General features: G+C 60.9%; 17 protein-coding genes, 2 tRNA genes and 2 pseudogenes. 14 read left to right on the top strand and 7 right to left on the bottom strand.

Features of this window, described 5'->3' with window-relative positions:
- Window positions 1-271 precede the first annotated feature (271 nt).
- Together BG842_RS21405 and BG842_RS21410 are read left to right on the top strand one after the other, a co-directional pair.
- Window positions 272-1222 (top strand): HalOD1 output domain-containing protein, encoded by a 951-nt coding sequence (locus BG842_RS21405; RefSeq protein WP_069452381.1) that lies wholly within the window; start codon window positions 272-274, stop codon window positions 1220-1222.
- Between the two features lie 217 nt (window positions 1223-1439).
- Entirely contained in the window at window positions 1440-3377 is a 1938-nt protein-coding gene (locus BG842_RS21410; RefSeq protein WP_254663374.1) for a hypothetical protein, read from the top strand.
- 9 nt (window positions 3378-3386) lie between these two features.
- On the opposite strand, the gene BG842_RS32610 is transcribed toward BG842_RS21410, so the two are convergent.
- Window positions 3387-3521 carry a hypothetical protein gene (locus BG842_RS32610; RefSeq protein WP_256388563.1) on the bottom strand — a complete coding sequence of 45 codons (135 nt, stop codon included), beginning with the start codon at window positions 3519-3521 and terminating at the stop codon, window positions 3387-3389.
- A 426-nt stretch (window positions 3522-3947) separates the two neighbouring features.
- Between BG842_RS32610 and dps the strand changes: the two genes are divergently transcribed.
- The 5 genes and pseudogenes from dps (at window position 3948) to BG842_RS21435 (ending at window position 7045) form a co-directional block, all read left to right on the top strand.
- Window positions 3948-4574 (top strand): DNA protection during starvation protein, encoded by a 627-nt coding sequence (dps, locus tag BG842_RS21415; RefSeq protein WP_069452383.1) that lies wholly within the window; start codon window positions 3948-3950, stop codon window positions 4572-4574.
- Window positions 4575-4624: 50 nt separating this feature from the next.
- Window positions 4625-4987, top strand: a complete 363-nt coding sequence (locus BG842_RS21420) for a 2Fe-2S iron-sulfur cluster binding domain-containing protein (RefSeq protein WP_069452384.1) — start codon at window positions 4625-4627, stop codon at window positions 4985-4987.
- A 105-nt stretch (window positions 4988-5092) separates the two neighbouring features.
- Window positions 5093-5527 carry a DCC1-like thiol-disulfide oxidoreductase family protein gene (locus tag BG842_RS21425; protein ID WP_069452385.1) on the top strand — a complete coding sequence of 145 codons (435 nt, stop codon included), beginning with the start codon at window positions 5093-5095 and terminating at the stop codon, window positions 5525-5527.
- Between the two features lie 65 nt (window positions 5528-5592).
- Window positions 5593-6725, top strand: a pseudogene (locus BG842_RS21430) (pyridoxal phosphate-dependent aminotransferase).
- Between the two features lie 26 nt (window positions 6726-6751).
- On the top strand, window positions 6752-7045 hold the full coding sequence (locus tag BG842_RS21435) for a PRC-barrel domain-containing protein (RefSeq protein WP_007979088.1): 294 nt from the start codon (window positions 6752-6754) through the stop codon (window positions 7043-7045).
- On the opposite strand, the gene BG842_RS21440 is transcribed toward BG842_RS21435, so the two are convergent.
- A complete protein-coding gene (locus BG842_RS21440; protein ID WP_069452386.1) occupies window positions 7042-8487 on the bottom strand; it encodes a DHH family phosphoesterase in 1446 nt (481 codons plus the stop codon). The genes BG842_RS21435 and BG842_RS21440 overlap by 4 nt on opposite strands.
- 147 nt (window positions 8488-8634) lie before the next feature.
- On the opposite strand from BG842_RS21440, the gene BG842_RS21445 reads away from it, so the two are divergent.
- The 3 genes from BG842_RS21445 to BG842_RS21455 all read left to right on the top strand — a co-directional run bounded on the left by BG842_RS21445 (window position 8635) and on the right by BG842_RS21455 (window position 10616).
- Window positions 8635-9672, top strand: coding sequence for an ABC transporter ATP-binding protein (locus tag BG842_RS21445; protein WP_069452387.1), 1038 nt, complete (start codon window positions 8635-8637; stop codon window positions 9670-9672).
- Window positions 9669-10439: an ABC transporter gene (locus BG842_RS21450; protein WP_069452388.1), complete on the top strand. Its 771-nt coding sequence runs from the start codon at window positions 9669-9671 to the stop codon at window positions 10437-10439. The genes BG842_RS21445 and BG842_RS21450 overlap by 4 nt, the downstream gene beginning before the upstream one ends.
- Before the next feature lie 103 nt (window positions 10440-10542).
- Window positions 10543-10616, top strand: a tRNA-Lys gene (locus tag BG842_RS21455).
- A gap of 796 nt (window positions 10617-11412) precedes the next feature.
- Here the strand turns inward: BG842_RS21455 and BG842_RS21460 are convergent.
- A complete protein-coding gene (locus tag BG842_RS21460) occupies window positions 11413-11994 on the bottom strand; it encodes a DNA methyltransferase (protein WP_254663377.1) in 582 nt (193 codons plus the stop codon).
- A 53-nt stretch (window positions 11995-12047) separates the two neighbouring features.
- Window positions 12048-13541, bottom strand: coding sequence for an IMP dehydrogenase (gene guaB, locus BG842_RS21465; protein ID WP_069452389.1), 1494 nt, complete (start codon window positions 13539-13541; stop codon window positions 12048-12050).
- A 464-nt stretch (window positions 13542-14005) separates the two neighbouring features.
- On the opposite strand from guaB, the pseudogene BG842_RS21470 reads away from it, so the two are divergent.
- The 4 genes and pseudogenes from BG842_RS21470 (at window position 14006) to BG842_RS21480 (ending at window position 16937) form a co-directional block, all read left to right on the top strand.
- Window positions 14006-14916 (top strand): annotated as a pseudogene (locus BG842_RS21470) (DUF5794 domain-containing protein).
- Window positions 14917-14990: 74 nt separating this feature from the next.
- Window positions 14991-15215: a DUF5795 family protein gene (locus BG842_RS21475; protein ID WP_018128679.1), complete on the top strand. Its 225-nt coding sequence runs from the start codon at window positions 14991-14993 to the stop codon at window positions 15213-15215.
- A gap of 43 nt (window positions 15216-15258) precedes the next feature.
- A tRNA-Trp gene (locus BG842_RS30265) sits at window positions 15259-15433 on the top strand.
- 169 nt (window positions 15434-15602) lie between these two features.
- Window positions 15603-16937, top strand: coding sequence for an LVIVD repeat-containing protein (locus BG842_RS21480; protein ID WP_254663378.1), 1335 nt, complete (start codon window positions 15603-15605; stop codon window positions 16935-16937).
- 51 nt (window positions 16938-16988) lie between these two features.
- On the opposite strand, the gene BG842_RS21485 is transcribed toward BG842_RS21480, so the two are convergent.
- From BG842_RS21485 to BG842_RS21495, 3 genes are all read right to left on the bottom strand, one after another.
- Entirely contained in the window at window positions 16989-17561 is a 573-nt protein-coding gene (locus tag BG842_RS21485) for a metal-dependent hydrolase (RefSeq protein ID WP_069452390.1), read from the bottom strand.
- 269 nt (window positions 17562-17830) lie between these two features.
- On the bottom strand, window positions 17831-18142 hold the full coding sequence (locus BG842_RS21490) for a HalOD1 output domain-containing protein (protein ID WP_069452391.1): 312 nt from the start codon (window positions 18140-18142) through the stop codon (window positions 17831-17833).
- A 202-nt stretch (window positions 18143-18344) separates the two neighbouring features.
- Window positions 18345-18659, bottom strand: coding sequence for a HalOD1 output domain-containing protein (locus BG842_RS21495; RefSeq protein WP_069452392.1), 315 nt, complete (start codon window positions 18657-18659; stop codon window positions 18345-18347).
- Window positions 18660-18776: the final 117 nt, after the last annotated feature.

An 18776-nucleotide genomic window follows, 5' to 3' on the forward strand; every position in this document is an offset into this window, starting at 1 on the left:
CACGGTCCGATGTATCGCCCATACCAGTTCTACTACAGTAATACGCATGAATCACCCGATGATGGTACTATCCTCCGGCAGTTGCTCGTTCTTCATCGGGTCCGCAATAGATGTAATTTGGATGATTACTATGGTGCGGTATACGGTCGTATGGGGGGATACCCGTACGGAATCCGGTTTCTCATCGAGTTGGATCTCGATACCGTTAGTTGATATAACGCAAAACCAGCACAAGCGCTTTTAGCCGTTCAGCTACTACCGATACCAGATTATGGGTTCGATGGAGGATGATGCTGCCCTGCCGTTCATGTGCGGCGTCGAGGAACCGGCGAGGCTGCAGTACGATTGGGGGAGCGGGGTGCCGCTGGGAACGTATATTGTCCAGCAGATGGCGGACCGAGCTCGGGTTGGTGCGACCGACGTCCCAGAATCGCTGTACGGACGTATCGACCCGGACGCGCTGGAGGACTTGTTTCGACCTCTCGTCGACGGAACGCCGCGCGCGAACGGCGAAGTGACGTTCACGTTCGCGGGTCACTACGTCACGGTCAGCAGCGACGGAACGATAGAAATCGAGTCGGAGCTCGGGCGACTGAAACGGTCCGGGGGGAACGTACTGCTCACGGGCGACGTTCCGGCCGACGTTTTCGACGAGTTGAGCGCTCAGTTCTTGGGCGAGCCGGAGTACGGCAGAACGCATCTGTTCGCGCTCTACGGACGAGATACGGACACGGCCCGGGCGCGTCTCGAACGCGCGACCGCCGACACCGACCACGCGAACATCCTCACCTACGAAGCGGCGGTACGTTCCGCGACGGAAGTACAACCGCAGAACCAACAGAACAGACCGTCCGTGACGCCGGTCGTCGGGTCGCTCGACGAGTTCGAAACCGCGATTGTGGACGACATCTTCGAACTCCAATATCGGCAAAAAGGGTTCGAACCGGGTCAGCTTCGATTCTGTTTCGATTCGTTACAGTTCCTCTCGGAGGAGAAATCGGCGTCCTCGGTGGAGGAGTTCGTGCGAAACGTTACGAAGACCGTCGAAGACGTGTCCGGCTTGGGTCAGTATCTCTTCCCGGGCGCATACGACTCCGCACCCGTTCGAGCCGTCGAACCGCTGTTCGACGGAACAATCGAACTGAAGGTCGGTGCGCGAGGTCCGATGCAACGGTGGCATCTACACGACACGGACTATACGACCACGTGGTTCCCCCTCTAACGGTTCCCGCCCGTCGGTCCTTGTCAGAATATGAGATGTCTGCGAAGTACCGCATAGCGAGTCAACCTACAGAACAGTAATGAAGCCGATATTTCGCCGAAGTTCGGACTTCCCAGGAGTAACCGTCGTCGACCCGATTCATCGGAGACAGTTCCCCATTCGAACGTCAGCCCCCGTCGCCCCGCGACCGACGGATACCGACCAATTTCACTTCCCGGTGGACAGTGCGGTCGAAGTCACGACGGACAGCCTCATGCTGCCGTACGTCGTCATCACACACGTCCGTAGTATCGACGGGGCCTTCCTGCGGGAAGTCGAGGATTTTTCGTACGAACAGTTTCCCGACGGGGAGTACCTCGTCGAACTGAACGCACCCATCCGAATTTACCTGCGCGTCTCCGGCGAGATGACCCTCGCGTCGTCGGCGGAGCACATGGCGTTCGACTTCGGCACGGAGACGCGGGTTCGAATCGGCGCGCGGTCCTATCACGAACAGCCCGAAGCGACGGTGACGACGACGACGGACCCACGGGACGTGATGACCGCTGTTTCGACGTTCAGGTCGGCGTTGAAGACGCTGAGCTGCGAACGGTCGCTCCCGTCGCTCAGGGGCCATCCCCCTCGAATCGAACTCGGGGACGAACTGCACGTCCCTGACGAACTCTCGCCGCCGGAGACGGGGGTCCGAATCGAGCTTCCGCCCGAACTGCCGATGATATATTCGGCGAGCACCCTCGCGTACTATCTCGGCGCGACCGTGGTTCCGGGCGACGAACCGAGGCTCGTGACGGACCGCAGCTTCGTTCACCCCCTCGACCATCACGAACGGGGATACGAGGGAGAAATCGAACGGGTTCTCGCGCAGTCGCTGTTTTTCGACTGTGTGACGCGGACCGAGGGATTGTATCGGATACCGCTTCACGAGCGACGCGTGATAGAACCGCTTCTCGACCTCTCGTTCGACGAGTTGTACGAACTGGACCTCGCCGAGCAACTCGAAACGTATCTCGATATTCCGTTCGACGTCGTTCGGGAGCACGTCCCGACGTGGTTGTTGTCGACGACGGTCACGGACGATATCGCCAACGTCCGGTCGATTCCGTATCTGGTGAACAACCTTTCGTTCATCTCGTCGCCGAGAGAGGACGAGCGCCACGAACCGGCACCGGAGGTTCCCGACCCAATCGACAGCTTTCTGCGCGGCGGAGGATCACGACGGGAGGACCGTCCCGCCGACCCCGGCCGGTACGTCGCGCCGACCTCGACGAATTCGTTGGAACGCGCGTGGCTCGGCGAGGGGATGCCCATCGGCGCGAACAAGCTGGTAGAACGCGCGTTCGAGAACAGATTGGAGCGCTCGTCCTCGACCGACGGTATCGACATCACGGTGGTGTGTAACGAACCGGAGATGAGCGCGGAGTACGACGCGGGGGACGCACTCTACGGGAAACGGGACGAACTCGCGTTCGACATCGACGTTCATCGGAACCTCTCGGTGGACGAACTGGCGTCGGTACTCGCCACCCCAACCGATTTCCTCCACTACATCGGTCACGTAGAGGACGGCCATTTCATCTGTCGGGACGGAAAACTCGACGTCGGATCGGTCGACGGCGTTGCGGTCGATACCTTCCTGTTGAACGGGTGTCGGTCGTACGAGCAGGGCCTCGAACTCATCGACTCCGGGAGTATCGGCGGCGTCGTCACCTACAGCGAAATCACGAACAAGAGCGCGATAGCGGTCGGTCGAACCATCGCACGACTTCTGAACCGGGGCTTCTCTCTTCGATCCGCGCTCACCATCGTTCGGGACCAGCGGATGGTCGGTAATCAGTACATCGTCGTCGGTGACGGGAGCATCGAAATCGCCCAGAGCGAAAGCGGGACACCGTTCGTCTGCCATCTGGACGCGGACGGAAACGACGGGCGCTACGAACTGCGGATACTGACGTATCCGACGGTCGAGTCTGGGATGGGTGCCCTCTTCACTCCGTTCATCAACGACATCGACACCTACTTTTTGAGCGGCGGGGAGGTGAGCACGTTCTCGGTGGACAAGGAGACGCTGGTTCAGTTTCTCCGCCTCGAACAGATACCGGTGATCGTCGATGGTGACCTCACGTGGTCGACCGAATTAAATCTGGAACTGCTGTAAAAACGGTGATTACCGAATCGTTCCGCCCGCCGCCGCCGCCACGTTACCGGTCTGCGTGAGCAGCAGGCAGATGGCGAACAGCACGCCGATCATTCGTGGGTTCTCCGCGAGGTACGTCGTTAACGTGTCATTACTTTCGGACATCGCATCAGTCCGGAGGGACCGCCTGAGGATAGCTTTTTCTAAATGATAATTATAGGAAATAAATTGGAATTTCCCGCTTCACCCCAAGAGAAAGCAGACGGTATGGGGGCGTTGCTCCCGGAAGTGGGCGGTTATTCACGTCGGCCAGTCGCCCACCGGGAAGTGTATGGTTCAATGCGAACTACCCTCTTGAGTAATTACCGATTACGGGTGAATTCGTCGCCGTCCGTAATCGAGGTGGAGACCGTTCAACGCGTACATTTCTCCGTTCCACTTCCCACTACCGGTCGGTAACGTTCCGAGGTGAGAAACTCCGCCGAAACGAATAACATGCAAAATGATTTTGCTCACTCGAAAACTTTGGCCAGTATTCAGAAGAAAATCTTAAGGAAATTGGAATCCTGTGCTATGAGGAGGTTAGAAACTATGTCAGACGACAGGAAACACGGTGCCGGAAGCGTATCACCGGGCGACACGAGCGACCGAGTCGGCATGCAGGTCATTCGGGAGCGGGGTGGGGACCCGGAAGCGATTCGTGAGACGCTCGTCGACGCCATCGGGGCGGAGTTCTCCACGTACTACTACTACACCAATCTCCGCACCCACCTCGCGGGTCACGAGGACTACAAGGAAATAACCGAGGACGCGCGTCTCGAAGACCGTGCTCACTTCGAACTCGTGATGCCGCGGGTGTACGAACTCGGCGGCCACATCCCCGTGGATATCGGCGACTTCATGGACCGCGCGAGCTGTCCGCACGCCGAACTGCCGGACGACCCGACGGCCGAGAACATCCTCGAAGTCCTTCTCGAAGCCGAGCGGTGTGCGATTCGAACGTGGTCCGAAGTCTGTGACATGACCCAGGGCTGTGACCCGCGGACGTACGACATGGCCAGTCGAATTCTGCAGGAAGAAATCGACCACGAGGCGTGGTTCATCGAACTGCTCTCGATGGAGCGCGACGACGAAGTTAACCCGGCCGGTCACTTCGTCCGGGACCAACCCGGCGACGCGCCGTACTCCAAGAACCACAGTTTCAACGAGTCGGCGTAGGGAACCACGAAGGCCGACACCCACATTTTTCTTCGCTCGTAAGTACTCCCGTGAGCTCCTACACCGTCGAAATCGAGGTCCCCGAGGAGTGCGACGTGGAGCAGGCGGGCGAAACGGTGGAAATAGACGTGCCCGAGGACGAATACCTCCTCGCCGCCGCGCGGGAGAGCGGCGTGTGGCTCCCCGCCGACCGCCAACAGGGGTGGTGTACGACCTGTGCCGCCGAACTGCTCTCCGGCGACGTGGACCAGTCGGACGCCCGGCGCTACTACGAGGAGGACCGTGAGGAAGACATGATTCTGCCGTGCACCGCGAAACCGCGTTCGGACCTCGCGTTCGAAGCTTGCCAGTACGAGGAGATGCTCGACGTTCGGGCCGAACACGACCAACCGCCCGGACGCTCGAAGCGGTGAGGGACGAACGCGCTCGCGGCTCTCCTCGTTCGCTCGGTTTCCCTTCGACTCTCCTGTTCTCGGTGCGAGAACGCTTTTCCGCGAAAATCACGTACGCCGAATCGCATGACCGACTATCGCGCTGTGCTCGTCTTCGACGGCGACTGTCCGTTTTGCTCGGCCGCCGCGTCCGCGCTCCGACGGGTTCGCGGCGTGGGTGCGGTTCCGTGGGACGACGACGCCGCCCAGTCGTTTCTCGAAGCTCAGTTCGACAAGACGCCGTTCGCGCTGGTGCTCGCGGAACGCGAGGAGAAACGGGTGTACGTGGGGCGGGACGCGGCCCGCGAACTCTGTGAGCGGGCAGGCGTGCCGACGCTGGTCGGCGATATCGTCGGCGACAACTACGAGTCCATCGCGGACGCCATCCGAACGGTTACCGGGGTGGACGACGACCCCGACCCTTACCACGGGGTCTATCCGATGGCCGAAGACGCCCGCGACCGGTTCGACTCGCTCGCGGCGAACGCGATGTCGATGCCGCACGCGATACGAACCGACTGATTCCTTCGGCGACGCGCTTTGCACCCTTCCCGAACGTTAAGACCCTCGTACTCGTAGCCCCCGCCATGTTCCCCCATATCGACTATCTCGAGTGGATTACCGGTCGTCCCGAGGCCGCGACCCACGACCTCGGGTCGAGCGACCTTCGGCGGACGGTCCCGGAACCGGACGGCATCGTCCCGCCCGAACTCGAAGCCCTCCCGTCTCCACCGGACGACCTCGACCTCGAAACCATCATCGCCGACGCCTACGACGTGGGGACGGAGAATGTCCTCGTCACGGCCGGGGCGACCCACGCCAACTTCGTCGCCATAGCGGCAGCAATCGGCGACGCGAACGCGGACGAGGAGACAGACGAGGCGGACGACGAGCATCGGGACCCCGAGTGATGGTGGAAAAACCGGGCTACGAACCGCTGGTGGCGACGCCCGACGGCCTCGGTGCCACGGTGGACCGGTTCCGACGGCCGGAAGAGGACGGATACGAACTCGACCCCGGACGAATCGAAGCGGCGATGGACGAGGAGACGTGCTGTGTCGTCGTCACGAACCGTCACAACCCGAGCGGACGCGGGGCGAGTCGAGAGACGCTCGCCGAGGCGAGCCGCATTACCGCCGACAACGACGCGACCCTCCTCGTCGACGAGGTGTACGCACCCTTCTGTGCGAACGGCGAGGCCAGCGTGTTCGGCGGCCCGACCGCCGCCGACCTCCCGAACACGGTCGTCACGAACTCGATGACCAAGTTCCTCGGGTTCGGGCCGGTTCGAGTCGGGTGGCTCGTCGCCGACGCCGAGTTCGTCTCACGTGCGCGGTCGGTCATGTTCCACGTTCCGGCGATTTCGGCACCCGGGATGGCCCTCACCCGCCGTGCACTGTACGCCGAGTCCGACCTCGCGGACGGTTCGCGCGAGCGAATCGAGGCCAACCGGGAACTCCTCGCGTCGTTCGTCGCCGAACGCGACGACCTCTCCGGGGACGTTCCATCGGGCTGTACCTACGGTTTCTTCGCCCACGAGTCGGCCGACGGCGACGAGGTTTCGGCGGCCGCGTGGGAGGAGGACATTCTCGTCGTTCCGGGGCGCTTTTTCGACGATAGCGACCGTTTCCGCTTGAGTCTCGGCCTCGATACGGCGACGGTGAAGGAGGGATTGGACGCGTTCGGAGATGTCCTCGATACGGTATCTGCCAAGAGTTAAGGCCCGCGCATACCATCCACGTTCATATGGACGGAACCCCAGAGGAAATCACCACGCTCGTCGGCCGCGAGGTGTACTCCAACAACGGCGTCTTCGTTGGAGAGGTCGACGACGTTCGACTCGACCTGAACGAAATCGCCGTGACCGGCCTCGCGCTCGGCGGCATCAACGACGAACTGTTCGGCAAGCGGATTCAAGGCGGACGCGGCGTCATCATCCCGTATCGGTGGGTACGCGCGGTCGGCGACGTCATCCTCGTCAACGACGTCGTGGAACGACTGAAGCAATCCGAAGACGGCGAAGAAGAAGCGGTCGTCTAATTTCCGTTCGTTTCTCCATCCACGCCCATCGCGTCGAACAGTTTCTTTTTGACGGCTTCCTCGGTGAGCGAGAGGAGCGTATCACGGTTGTCCTCGTTCGTCTCGATGCCGGTGAAGATGCCGAGCGGAATCTCCGCGCTGGCCTGCGTGGAGTGACCGGCGGCTTCGCCGATGTTGTCGAAGGCGTCCTGCAGGACGTTGCCGATGTTCATTCGAATGTCCTTCGACCGGGCGGCGAGGTAGATGGTGTCGTCGGCGATACCGAAGACGGCGGACGTCGTGATGCCTTCGAGGTTGAGGAGGTGCTGTGCGGCCTGCGTCAGCGCGTCGCGGTCGCGGATGAAGCCCGCGTTGCTGACGAGATGGCTGCCCTGTACTTCGCGGTTTGTGATGGCCTCCGCGAGCACGTCGAGCGTCTCGGGCGACATCGACGGCGACTCGACCTGTTCGAGCGTGTCGTGGTTGGCGAAGGGATACAGGTAGGCTGCCGCGGTGAGGTCGGCGGGCGTGGTGTCGCGCTTGAAGTCGAGCGTTTCCGCCCGGATGCCGTACAGGAGCGCCGTGGCGACTTCCTCGCTCAGGTTGATGTCGAACTCCTGCACGTACTTCGTCATGATGGTCGAGGTGGAACTGACGTTCGGGCGAACGTCGGAGAACTCCGCCTCGTACTCCGAATCGGGTTCGTAGTGGTCGATGAGGATATCGACCGGATAGTCGAGTTCGGGTTGCGTCGCCCGCATGTGGTCCACGAGGGCGAACGTGTCGTAGCTCTCGACGTCAACCTCGTCCCGTTGGAGGAGTTCGATGCCGAGCAGGTTGACGAACGCGCGGTTTTCCTGATGCCCGATTTCGCCGTGATAGAGGATGTCCGCTTCGACGCCGAGGCTTTCGGCGATGGTCTGGAGCGCGGCGGCGCTGGCGATAGAGTCGGGGTCCGGGTTGTCGTGCGTGAGCACCGCGAGTTTTTTCGACGTGTCCTCGATGACGCCGGACAGCTGTCGCGCCTTGTACTCCAACTCGCCCGCTTCGAGCGACCGAAGCGCGGAGTTGGCGATGACAGACGAGGGGTTGATAACCACGTCGGCACCCATCTCGGTGAGTTCGTCGGCCGACACCGGGTCGCTCGCTCGGACGACGGTGAACCGTTCGCCGCCACGTGCCTGCAGGTTCGAGACGGCTTCCTTGTTCGCGGCGACGTCCGAGGAGAGGATGAGCACGACGTCGCGGTCGCCGACCTCTTCGGCGACCGATTCCTCGCGGATGTCTCCCCCCTGTGCGTTCAAATCCTGGTCACGGAGCGCCTCAACGCGGTCGGTGTCCCTGTCGACGATGAGAACCTCCTTCCCCTGTGCAACGAGTTCCTCGGCGACGGCGTAGCCGACGCTCCCACAACCGAGAATGGCGTACGTAGACATCGAGGAGATAGTTATCCCGGCGCTCATTACTATTGGGCCGTAGCCCCGGCCGGTACTTAATCCTCCCGGAGCGCCGCTGAAACCAGCCCGATGCACTGTTTTAATCACTCGGTGGAGGAATCGTATTCACCATCGAAACTTTCAAAAGTAAGTTACTAAACCTCTTTGGTACTAATGGGCACGCTCGAAATGGACACTGACCACACTCCTTCGCCGTCCGATTCGGCCGCGGACGACACCTCCGAGAGTGTGGAAAATCTGACAAAAAAGTATTCGACGCGGGATGGTGACGCCATCACCGCCGTCGATGACGTCTCGTTCGACATCGAGTCCGGCACCATCGTGGGGCTTCTCGGACCGAACGGGGCGGGGAAGACGACGACCATCAAGTCCACGCTCGGACTGCTGATTCCGACGGACGGGTCGGTTCACATCAACGGCGTCGACGTTCACGACGACTACCGAGGCGCGTACGAGAACGTCAGCGCGGTCCTCGAAGGCAATCGAAACGCGTACTGGCGGCTGACGGTGCGGGAAAACCTCGACTACTTCGCCAGTTTGCAGGGAATCCACCCGAAGACGGTTCGAGACCAACACGACGAGTTGTTGGAGCAGTTGCGGCTCACCGACAAGGCGAACGAGGTCGTCAAGGACCTCTCGCGCGGGATGAAACAGAAGGTCTCACTCGCCATCTCCTTGGCGCGCGATAAGCCGGTCGTCTTCATGGACGAACCGACGCTCGGGCTCGACGTGGAGGCGGCCCGCGACCTCCAACGTGACTTGCGCACGCTCGTCGACGAACACGACCGAACCATCGTCGTCAGCAGTCACAACATGGACGTCGTACAGAGCTTGTGCGACCGCGTTATCATCATGAACGAGGGGTCGATCGTCGTCGACCGTCCCGTGGACGCGCTCTCGGACCTGTTCGATACGCGGACCTATCGGGTCGTGCTCGAAGGTCGCCTGCCGGATTCCCACCGGGAAACCGTCGAGGAGACCTACGAAACCAGTCGGTGGAAGACGTCCGACAATCGCACCGAGTTCACCGTCGCCGTCGAAACGCCACGACGACTGTACGACGTCGTGGATATCCTCCGCGACGGCGGGGTCGCCATCGAATCCGTCTCGTCGAACGAATCCGACCTCGAAGAGGTGTTCCTCACGATAACCGGGGATGACGGAGAGAAAATGTTGGAGGGAAGCGGATGAGCAACTACGTCCTCTTTCGCGGCAACTTCATCAAGTCGTACATCCTGCTCAAACGCTACATCGTCAACACGGTCGCACAAATCGGCACCATCTACATCCTCTTCTTGCTCATCTTCTTCGGCGGGCAGGCGGTCGCCGGTCGGTCCCTGAACGACTCGCTCGGCGGCATCATCGTCGGCTTTTTCCTGTTCACCATGACGCAGATAGCGTTCTCCAGCCTGGCACAGACGATGACGCAGGAAGCGCAGTGGGGGACACTCGAACAGCTGTACATGACGCCGTTCGGCATCGGGCGCGTCATCACGATTCAGACCGTGGTCAACCTGCTGTGGAGTTTCGTGTGGGGCAGTCTCATCCTCGTTCTAATGTTGGTGACGACGGGCGAGACGCTCATCATCGACTTCGTGACCGTCGTCCCGCTGGGGATTCTGACCATCGCGTCGGCCATCGGACTCGGGTTCGCGTTAGGCGGCCTCGCGTTGCTCTACAAACGAATCAGCGCGGCCTTCCAGTTGATGCAGTTCGTCTTCATCGGCCTGCTCTCGGCACCCGTGACGGACGTGCCGCTGGCGAAGTTCCTCCCGCTCTCGCTCGGGAGCTATCTGCTCCGCCAGTCGATGCAGAACGGAACGACCCTCTGGAACATCGACCCGACCGACCTCGGTATTCTGGTCGGCGTCGCCGTGGTGTACACCGCCGTCGGCTACGCGGCGTTCACCCTCTGTCAGCGCCGCGCGCGGAAACTCGGCGTCCTCGGTGATTACTGACCCCATCGGGTCACTCGAGGTCGTTCGTTTCTCGGCCAAACCCGAAGACCGCAGTCCGAAAGGAAACGTATTTACGTCCCACCCGACTTTTTCCGAATGCGTTGGGCCGGTAGCTCAGTTAGGCAGAGCGTCTGACTCTTAATCAGACGGTCGCGTGTTCAAATCGCGCCCGGCCCGTTTTGCCACGAACTACTTCGTGAGTGGCAAAACGGCAGTAGCGATTTGAAGTAGACCAGTCGCATGCCCGGGAAGCGAACGGACGTGAGCGACCCGGAACGTCTGGACGTAGTTCAAATCGCGCCCGGCCCGTTTCTACGACGAACAGAGGTGCGGAGTGAAACGGCCAGCGATTTTAATCGCCGGGATGTCGGCACAGCGAAGCGAGCACGTCCGACCATGTGTTCAAATCGCGCCCGGCCCGTTTTTGCCACGAACTACTTCGTGAGTTGTGGCTGTCGCGGTGATTTGAGGACGACGGGATGGAACCGCGGTAGACCGCGTTGATTTTGATTCGAATTCTGATTTTGTTGCGATTGCAGCCACCGAGACGACTACTTCGAAAGCCCCCGCCCGGCCAAAATAGTGGCCCGCGCAAGCGACCACGTAAGCGCGAACGGACGGCCCCTTTCATCCCCGCGAGGCATGAGCGGGGAGTTGAAAGGCGAAGCCTTTCAGAAGTCCCGTCCGCGACCACACCGCTACCGCACCACACCCTCCCCAACCGACTCCTTCACTCCGTTCAGTCGTCCCTCGCGCGGGCGCACTGGCGTACGCCATCGCGCGCCGTCCGATTGGATCGTATCGCACAACCCGTCCTTCCTCCTGTCGCGCGCTGACGAGGTGGTTCGGCTGGCGCTGCCCGAGTACACAGTACGGGCGCTATCCGTTATTTCTCGTTTCGAAACACGAGACAGTAGTTGTGGTCGTAGCCGTAATCGTAGTTCCCGTCTCTTTCACCCGTATCGGACGCGTCTCACCCAATCACGATTTCTCCCTCAAAGTGATATTGGTCCGAGAGAATTCTCCCAGCGTCCCACACCAACGTCGTTACGTTCCCGTCGTTTTTTAAGTTAGAAATATCGACGAGGAGGTGAGCGTCGCTTGCCAGACACTCTTTGACGGTAGCGAAAGCACGGCGGAAATCTGTCAGATACTCCCCGTAACTGCCCTTTCCAGTGTAGTTCTGAAACGGATTGGTCTCCCCTTCTTCGGCCATGTACGGCGGTGAGGTGAGACAGAGATCGGCGGTCGGTAAGTCGTAAGCGGGAAGGTCGAAGATGGTGCCATGGACGACGTTCTCCCCGTGTTCGATTCGGTCACGGATGAATGAAACCCTGTCTTCCTCGTATTCGACGCCGTAGGGAACTCGGTCCAACTCTTCGGTGACCTTCATCGTCGTTCCGAACCCAGCGAAGGGGCCGAGAACGGTGTCACCTTCCTGCGAAAACTCCGTGACGAACTCCTCCACGAACGACTCGGGTGTTCGAATGTCGTGCCCGAATTCGGACGGGAGTTCGTCGGGTTTCTCGTACTGTAATCGGAGAAACGTCTTCATAGCTGCTATTTTCGAACAGATGCGACAAAAATTGACGTGTGTGAACGACTCTCTTATTCGCCGGGGCTGTAGTTCGGCGCTTCGTCGGTGATCATCACGTCGTGGGCGTGGCTCTCCTGCTGTCCGGCGGGCGAGATGCGGACGAACTCGGAGCGTTCTTTGAACGCCGGAATCGTCTCCGCGCCGACGTAGCCCATGCCGGACTGCATGCCGCCGACGAGCTGGTGGAGTTCGCTTTCGAGGGTTCCCTTGTACGGTTTGGCCGCCTCGACGCCCTCGGGGACGTACTCGTCTTCGTCCTGCGGGTCGTCTTTCAGGTAGCGGCTGCCGTCGCCGCTCTTCATCGCGCCGACGCTGCCCATGCCGCGGTACTGCTTGTACTTCTTGCCCTCGATGGTGATGACGCGGCCGGGGGCCTCGTCGGTTCCCGCGAAGTACGACCCGAGCATCACCGCGTCCGCGCCCGCCGCGATGGACTTGATGGCGTCGCCGGAGTATCGGATGCCGCCGTCGGCGATGACGGGAACGTCGTGTTGGGTCGCCACGTCGGCCACTTGCGAGATGGCGGTGATTTGGGGCATGCCGGATCCGCTCACGACGCGGGTCGTGCAGATGCTTCCGGGGCCGATACCGACCTTGAGACCGTCGGCGAAGTCAACGATGTCCTCCGCCGCTTCGCGCGTGCCGATGTTGCCGACAACGACGTCGGCGTCTACGGACTCCTTGATTTCTCGCGCGCCGTCGATGACGTTCAGGTTGTGCGCGTGGGCGCAGTCGATGAAGAGCACGTCGGCCCCCGCTTCGTCGGCGGCGACCGCGCGGTCGGTTTCGAACGGTCCGACGGCGACGCCCACGCGGAGGTGGCCGTCTTCATCGCGGACCGCCTCGCCGTACTCGCGGCGCTGGAGGACGCCCTGCATCGTGACGAGTCCGGTGAGGTGGTTTTCCTCGTCCACGATGGGGACGCGCTCGATTTTGTGCTCGTACATCAGTTCGAGGGCTTCTCGGGCGGTCACGGTTTCCGTCGCGGTGATGACTTCATCGGTCATCGCTTCGCGTACTTCGTCCTTGTCACCGACTTCGAGGTAGGGTCGGATGTCGGTGCCCGAAATGATGCCGAGCACTTCGTCGTCGCCGTCGACGACGGGTGCGCCGCTGACTCCTTGCCGCGCCATCATGCCGTCCACTTCTCGGACGGTCTGTTCGGGATTCGCGGTCACGACGTCGCGGATGATGAGTTCGTCCGCGCGTTTGACGCGTTCTATCTCGTCGACCATCGTATCGACCTCCATGTTTCGATGGAGGACCCCGAGACCACCCTGTCGGGCCATCTCGATGGCCATCTCGCTTTCCGTAACGGTGTCCATCGCGGCGGAGAGGACCGGCACGTTGAGTTCAACGTTCTTCGAAACGCGCGATTTCACGTCGGCGTCGTCCGGTTCGACGCGGCTCTCCTTCGGGCGCAAAAGTACGTCGTCGAAGGTGAGTGCCTCCGGTACGCGGAGTTTCTCGGAAAACGGCCCGTCGTGGTGAGAATCTTTCGCCATGTAATCCGAACGAAGCGGTTACTGAAAAACGTTGCGAGATTGTGCTTGACTGACGTGGTAAGCGTTGAATTTTATACACGCATGTGTCTATTCGCGCGTCATCGGCCGAATGTGGCATATATTGCCACTTAGGAACAGTTGGCGAATGAGTGCATTTGACAAAAAAGGAAAGGCGTGTCGTCGGTTTTCGTGTCTATTTCGCGTTGCATGGGGGCATCTGTCACACAACACTTAAGCAACAAACGACAATATTCGTAAATATGGACTCTACCAGTCTCATGGCACAGCGTATTGCAGGTCGGACGAGCAGCGACTCTTTCGCTCCGATTGCAATCTTTGCAAAACTGTGCACAACACTGGTAGGAAAACCGCTTGCGGGGAATCTTCGACCGAATTCGCATCACCGGTCGCACCGCAGGTACCATCACCCTTCGCCCACGGGTCAGGGTTATAGTCACTAGTCGATGAGCAGCTCCCAACACCCAGTCGCCTATCGCCTTGAGCGACAAGTAGGCGGCGCGACGAAGCTGCTGGCGACCGTCATGGGGCTTCCCTCGTGGACGGCATCTTCCCCGCGATGGTTCTCGCCGGAGCGCTGAGTTCGCCGGTCGGCATCATCCAGGTCGGCCTGCTCGTCTTCGGCGGCAGCGCGACCGTCGCGGTCATCCTCGCCGAGATGGACGGCACCCCGCGTGAGCAGGCCACGTCCGTTCTCGCGGTCGGCGTCGTCCTCATCGCCATCGCTGGCATCGAGGCCGCGTTCGCGCCGACCATCGCGAGCGCGTTGAAGATGGAGACCTTCGAACGCTTCGCCGCGCTGGTCATCGCCGCAATCGCGGCGAAGACCGCGAGTGCGCGTATCGGCGAGGTTCTCCCGAGCCCCGGAATCATCATCGGTTTCGGCCTGCTCGCCAGCCTGCAACCCTCGGGCTTCGAGGTGAAGGCCATCGAAGCGACCCAAATCCTCCCCGCCGTCGCGGCGGCCGGTACGGGCGTCGCGTTCGCGCTCGCCATCGCGCTCACCTCGCCGTGGCTCCGCGGCATCGTGGACATCGACCGCTTCCGCTTCGGCAGCGCGGTCGCGCTGGGTGTCCTGCCCCTGTCGATACTCGGCTTTGCGCCGGGTCGCGCCCCGCTGGCCGTCCTCGCGGTCACCAGCATGTTGGCGCTCGACCCCGGCGAACACGTCCCGGACGACCTCGACGACGCGCACGCGGACGCATCGGCGGACGCCCCGGCAGAATCGGCACCCGCCGACGGCACCGCGGTGACGGACGGCGGCGAGAACGCCGAACTCACCGAGGGCGAGGACTCCTCGGCGGCCTACGGCTACCCCGGCGAAGAGGACGGCGACGAACGCCGTCCGTGGCTGTAAGCCGAGCTTCGATTTTCTCTGTTTCTCGGTTCGCGGCTGTAACGTTTTTCCCGCTCCGTCGCCGTGGTTCTGACATGCCGGACAATCGCGTCGTGCAAGGGCGGATGGTCACGCCGAAGCGGCTGGCCGAACTGATAGAAGACGACACCGTGATGGAAGCCGACAGCATTCGGGATGCAGAGCGCGAGTGCCCCGAGTGCGGCGGCGACGTGCTCTCGGTCGGGTACATGCCGAGCGTGACGGCGTTCGTTACGGGGTATAAATGCCAGGACTGCGATTGGGGGACGCGAGAGGAGTAGAAATCGAAACCCCTTTAGGTCGTTTCGACCAATCACCGTTCGCGGGGTCGTGGCCAAGCCAGGGATGGCGACTGACTCCAGAGGCTACGCGCCCGGGACGAAACTCCAGCTGATATACCGAGCGGGTGACTGATCATCGCCCGTGTTGACGACCCTCTGGAGTTCCGAGGCGCACCGGAGATATCAGTCGATCGGGGGTTCAAATCCCTCCGACCCCATTTTACCGCGAACCACACGACGAGCGCAGCGAAGGTTCTCTCCAAAATAATAGTCGATAGCGGATAGCGAATTCGGTCGAACGCGAACTGGGATTCTAGCATCGCTTTCAGACGGCGCATAACAAATAGCGAGTCGGTCGTTTGTTCATCCATACGTGAGTCACTCACGATGAAACCCCTACGCGACACACGAACCCGCCGTCGGGTACTTCGCCGTTCTGGCGCTGTCCTCGTGGGGTCGGCCCTCGCCGGGTGTTCGACGATAAAAGATGTGCTCCAAAAACGACAACGGGGGAAGAACACGTCGGATGGCGGTGACGAAGCGGCCGACGTCAATCGGCTCTCGTTGCGGAAACGAGGACAGGCACACCTTTCGGCGGGGTCCTCCTCGAGCGGTGGCTATTCTGAAGTGTCGGTTCGGAAGGACGGGAAATACGCCGTCGTCGGAACCAAATGGGGGACAACCGGGACTGTTCTGGTCGATGTCAGCGATTCGTCATCGCCGAAACAAGTTCACTATCTCGGCAACTCGAACGATGCACCGAATCTGGACGTCAAGTTCGACTCCCGAAACGGGCTGTATCATCGAGCGATAGAGAAAACGTGGTCCGGGAACTTCGAAATCGTTGACTACGGTTTCTCCGCCGGAACACCGACAAATCCCACCGTCGTCGGGTCCGTTTCGGACGGCAAGTCGCACAACGTGCGACCGCACCCGACGAAACCGGTGCTCTATACGATGAACTACGGATTGGAAAGCAACGGGTTCGACGTATACGACGTTTCGGACCCGACCTCCCCGCGAAAGCTCGGGGAGTACGGTCCACAGGGGGCGGGTCACGACATCAACGTGGACCCGGAGCGAGACTTGCTCTGCTGTGCGTACCAGTCGGGACAGTTCATCGGTTTCATCATCTACGATGTGAGCGACCCGAGAAATCCGACCGAGATCGGACGGTTCGACTATACGAAGCGGAAATCGTACGACGAAGCCAACGTCGGCGAGGAAGCGTTTGGAGCGGCACATCACGGTCATTTCGACCCGCGACGCGAGCTGCTCGTTTTGGGAGACGAGCGCCCGCAGGGAGTCCCGGGCGGAAAACACGTCTTCGATATCGGGTGGAAGAACGGGTCGCTGAAGAATCCGGTCCCGGTCGGATTTACCGTCTCACCGAACGCTCGACGGATGGAAGATGAGTACGCCGAACGCTTCGATTGGACGGGCCACCACTTCGATATCGTCCCGAAGGGTGAGGCCACGCTCGTTGCCAGCGCCGACTGGCACGAGGGAGTGGTGGTGTACGATATCACCGACCCGACGACTCCGACTCCCGTCGATCGATATCGGACCGACGACGGTGTGAGCGATATCAGGGTGAACGACGAAGTCGCGCAACTCGGCAAGGCACCCATGGCGTGGAAAACGGAATACAACGAAGAGCGGGACTTCATCGTCGCCACCGACACGTTTACTGGGCTATATACGTTCGAACTAACATCTTGAACGCGTCGTCCACTGTCGAAAAGCGAGAAAGGGAAACCGTTCGGACTGCCTTCACCGACCGACGACGGCGCGTTTGAGTTCCGCGACGACCGGCGCGCCGTCCACTACCCAGAGGAGGAACACGAGGAAGTACGGCGCAAGGTAGATGCCGAGTATTAGCAGCTGTTTTTCGGTGGAGAGCGAGTGGAAGAACGTGCCGATGATGTGGAAGGCGCGGTCGAACAGGGACACCTCGTGGCCGTACGGCGGGAGGGTCACGACGGGCCACAGCACCCGGTCGAACGGCGACCGCTGGTGTTCCATCATGGCCATGAGGATGTCGCCGACGAGGTGCGACCAGTAGCCGAGCGCGAAGGCGGCACCGAGGGCGACGCGGTTTTTGTACACTCCGAGGGCGAGCACCAGCAGGCCGACCGGAATCGCCACGAAGACCGAGTGGGCGACGGAGTAGCCTTGCGGGAACAGGTGGAGTCCCCACGAGAGGGGCTTGTCCACGAGGTCGGGCAACTGGGTCCCGAAGAGGAGGGCGAGCACTGCCTGTGCGGACGGCGGCGCGCGCGTCCACACGCGGTGGCCGAGCGAGTACAGGGTGTACCCGAAGGCGGCGTGACCCCACGGCATCATGGGATTTTCACCGCCGGAAGAGCACGGACGCGACGGAACGGCCGAGACGGTTCGGTCGTTCGTATCGTGCCCCTGTCTGAATATCTCATCACCCGAGGATAGTAAGTCGAGGGTTAAAAAGTTCGGAGAACTACCGGCTCGTTCATCGAATCATCGATATATTACGAATATAGCAGCCGCTCCGTGAACGGCTCGGATTCGGTCGGTACGAATCGGTATGGGGAGACGAGGGCGTTCTCGGCGGCGCACGCCCGCCGCCGGAACCCGGTCTATTCCTTGACGACGACTTTTCCGTTCGCGTTGACGGTCACTTCGTAGACGTCGTAGTGGAACGTGATGGATACGTTGTCCCGTGCGTCGCCGTAGCGGCGGGTTCGAAACAGCGCGTCGATGGCGTCGCAGTTGACGGCGGCGTGGAGCGGTTGCATTCGGTTCGGCTCCGTGTCCATGACGTTCGCGAGGGAGCGGACGAGCCCGGCGCAGGTGTGTCCGTTTGCCATCTCGCGCTCGATATCGAAGACGTACGTCGAAGACGTTTCCGCTGGATTGTCGTCACTAAGGTTCTCTATCTCAATTTCCATACTATCATCACTGGGTGAATCGACCACTGGTATACTACTACTCTCTCAGAGGCGAGGCAGTAATATAGCTATCGGCGATTTCGGGAACCGAGAGAGGCGGCGGGGGTCGTCCGGTGTCAGAAGCGATAGCGAACGGTTTCGGGCGCAGGCAGTGGCGATATCGATATCGGCTGGAGGTCGCGTACCCGAACGATGGTCGTCGTTAGTTGTCTCCCGATGCGGTCTCGGTGGTCGATGAAGGCGAGTCGGCGTCTCGAACGCGCTCGATGTCGATTCGACCGTCGCTGTGCACCGTCACTTCGTGGGGGCCGTACCGAAATTCGACGCTGCCGCTCGCTCGGGTGTCCCCCTCGTGCGTCGCGGAAAAGAGCGAATCGAGCGCGTCGGGGTCGATAATATCGTAGAGAACGGGCCTGATTTCCGTGGGGGTCGTTCCCTCGTGTTCGGCGATTGCGTTGATTACCCGGATACTGAGTCGACCATCCGCATTCGAACGTCCTTCGTCGGGGGCGACCATTGTATTCACGGCTACCACATATCTGTCCATAAACATAGCGGAATCGCCCGTAGAAGCCCGGAGGTCGGTATTTATTGCTTGTGGCCGTTGGAGATGTATACTATATTTCCGATTCTA

Source organism: Haladaptatus sp. W1 (genome assembly GCF_001723155.1).
Lineage (GTDB): Archaea > Halobacteriota > Halobacteria > Halobacteriales > Haladaptataceae > Haladaptatus > Haladaptatus paucihalophilus.

Coding starts and splice junctions, on each gene's coding strand:
- BG842_RS21405 (WP_069452381.1), top strand. CDS start 272: ATGGGTTCGATGGAGGATGATGCTGCCCTGCCGTTCATGTGCGGCGTC.
- BG842_RS32610 (WP_256388563.1), bottom strand. CDS start 3,521: ATGTCCGAAAGTAATGACACGTTAACGACGTACCTCGCGGAGAACCCA.
- dps (WP_069452383.1), top strand. CDS start 3,948: ATGTCAGACGACAGGAAACACGGTGCCGGAAGCGTATCACCGGGCGAC.
- BG842_RS21425 (WP_069452385.1), top strand. CDS start 5,093: ATGACCGACTATCGCGCTGTGCTCGTCTTCGACGGCGACTGTCCGTTT.
- BG842_RS21435 (WP_007979088.1), top strand. CDS start 6,752: ATGGACGGAACCCCAGAGGAAATCACCACGCTCGTCGGCCGCGAGGTG.
- BG842_RS21440 (WP_069452386.1), bottom strand. CDS start 8,487: ATGAGCGCCGGGATAACTATCTCCTCGATGTCTACGTACGCCATTCTC.
- BG842_RS21445 (WP_069452387.1), top strand. CDS start 8,635: ATGGGCACGCTCGAAATGGACACTGACCACACTCCTTCGCCGTCCGAT.
- BG842_RS21450 (WP_069452388.1), top strand. CDS start 9,669: ATGAGCAACTACGTCCTCTTTCGCGGCAACTTCATCAAGTCGTACATC.
- BG842_RS21460 (WP_254663377.1), bottom strand. CDS start 11,994: ATGAAGACGTTTCTCCGATTACAGTACGAGAAACCCGACGAACTCCCG.
- guaB (WP_069452389.1), bottom strand. CDS start 13,541: ATGGCGAAAGATTCTCACCACGACGGGCCGTTTTCCGAGAAACTCCGC.
- BG842_RS21475 (WP_018128679.1), top strand. CDS start 14,991: ATGCCGGACAATCGCGTCGTGCAAGGGCGGATGGTCACGCCGAAGCGG.
- BG842_RS21480 (WP_254663378.1), top strand. CDS start 15,603: ATGAAACCCCTACGCGACACACGAACCCGCCGTCGGGTACTTCGCCGT.
- BG842_RS21485 (WP_069452390.1), bottom strand. CDS start 17,561: ATGATGCCGTGGGGTCACGCCGCCTTCGGGTACACCCTGTACTCGCTC.
- BG842_RS21490 (WP_069452391.1), bottom strand. CDS start 18,142: ATGGAAATTGAGATAGAGAACCTTAGTGACGACAATCCAGCGGAAACG.
- BG842_RS21495 (WP_069452392.1), bottom strand. CDS start 18,659: ATGGTCGCCCCCGACGAAGGACGTTCGAATGCGGATGGTCGACTCAGT.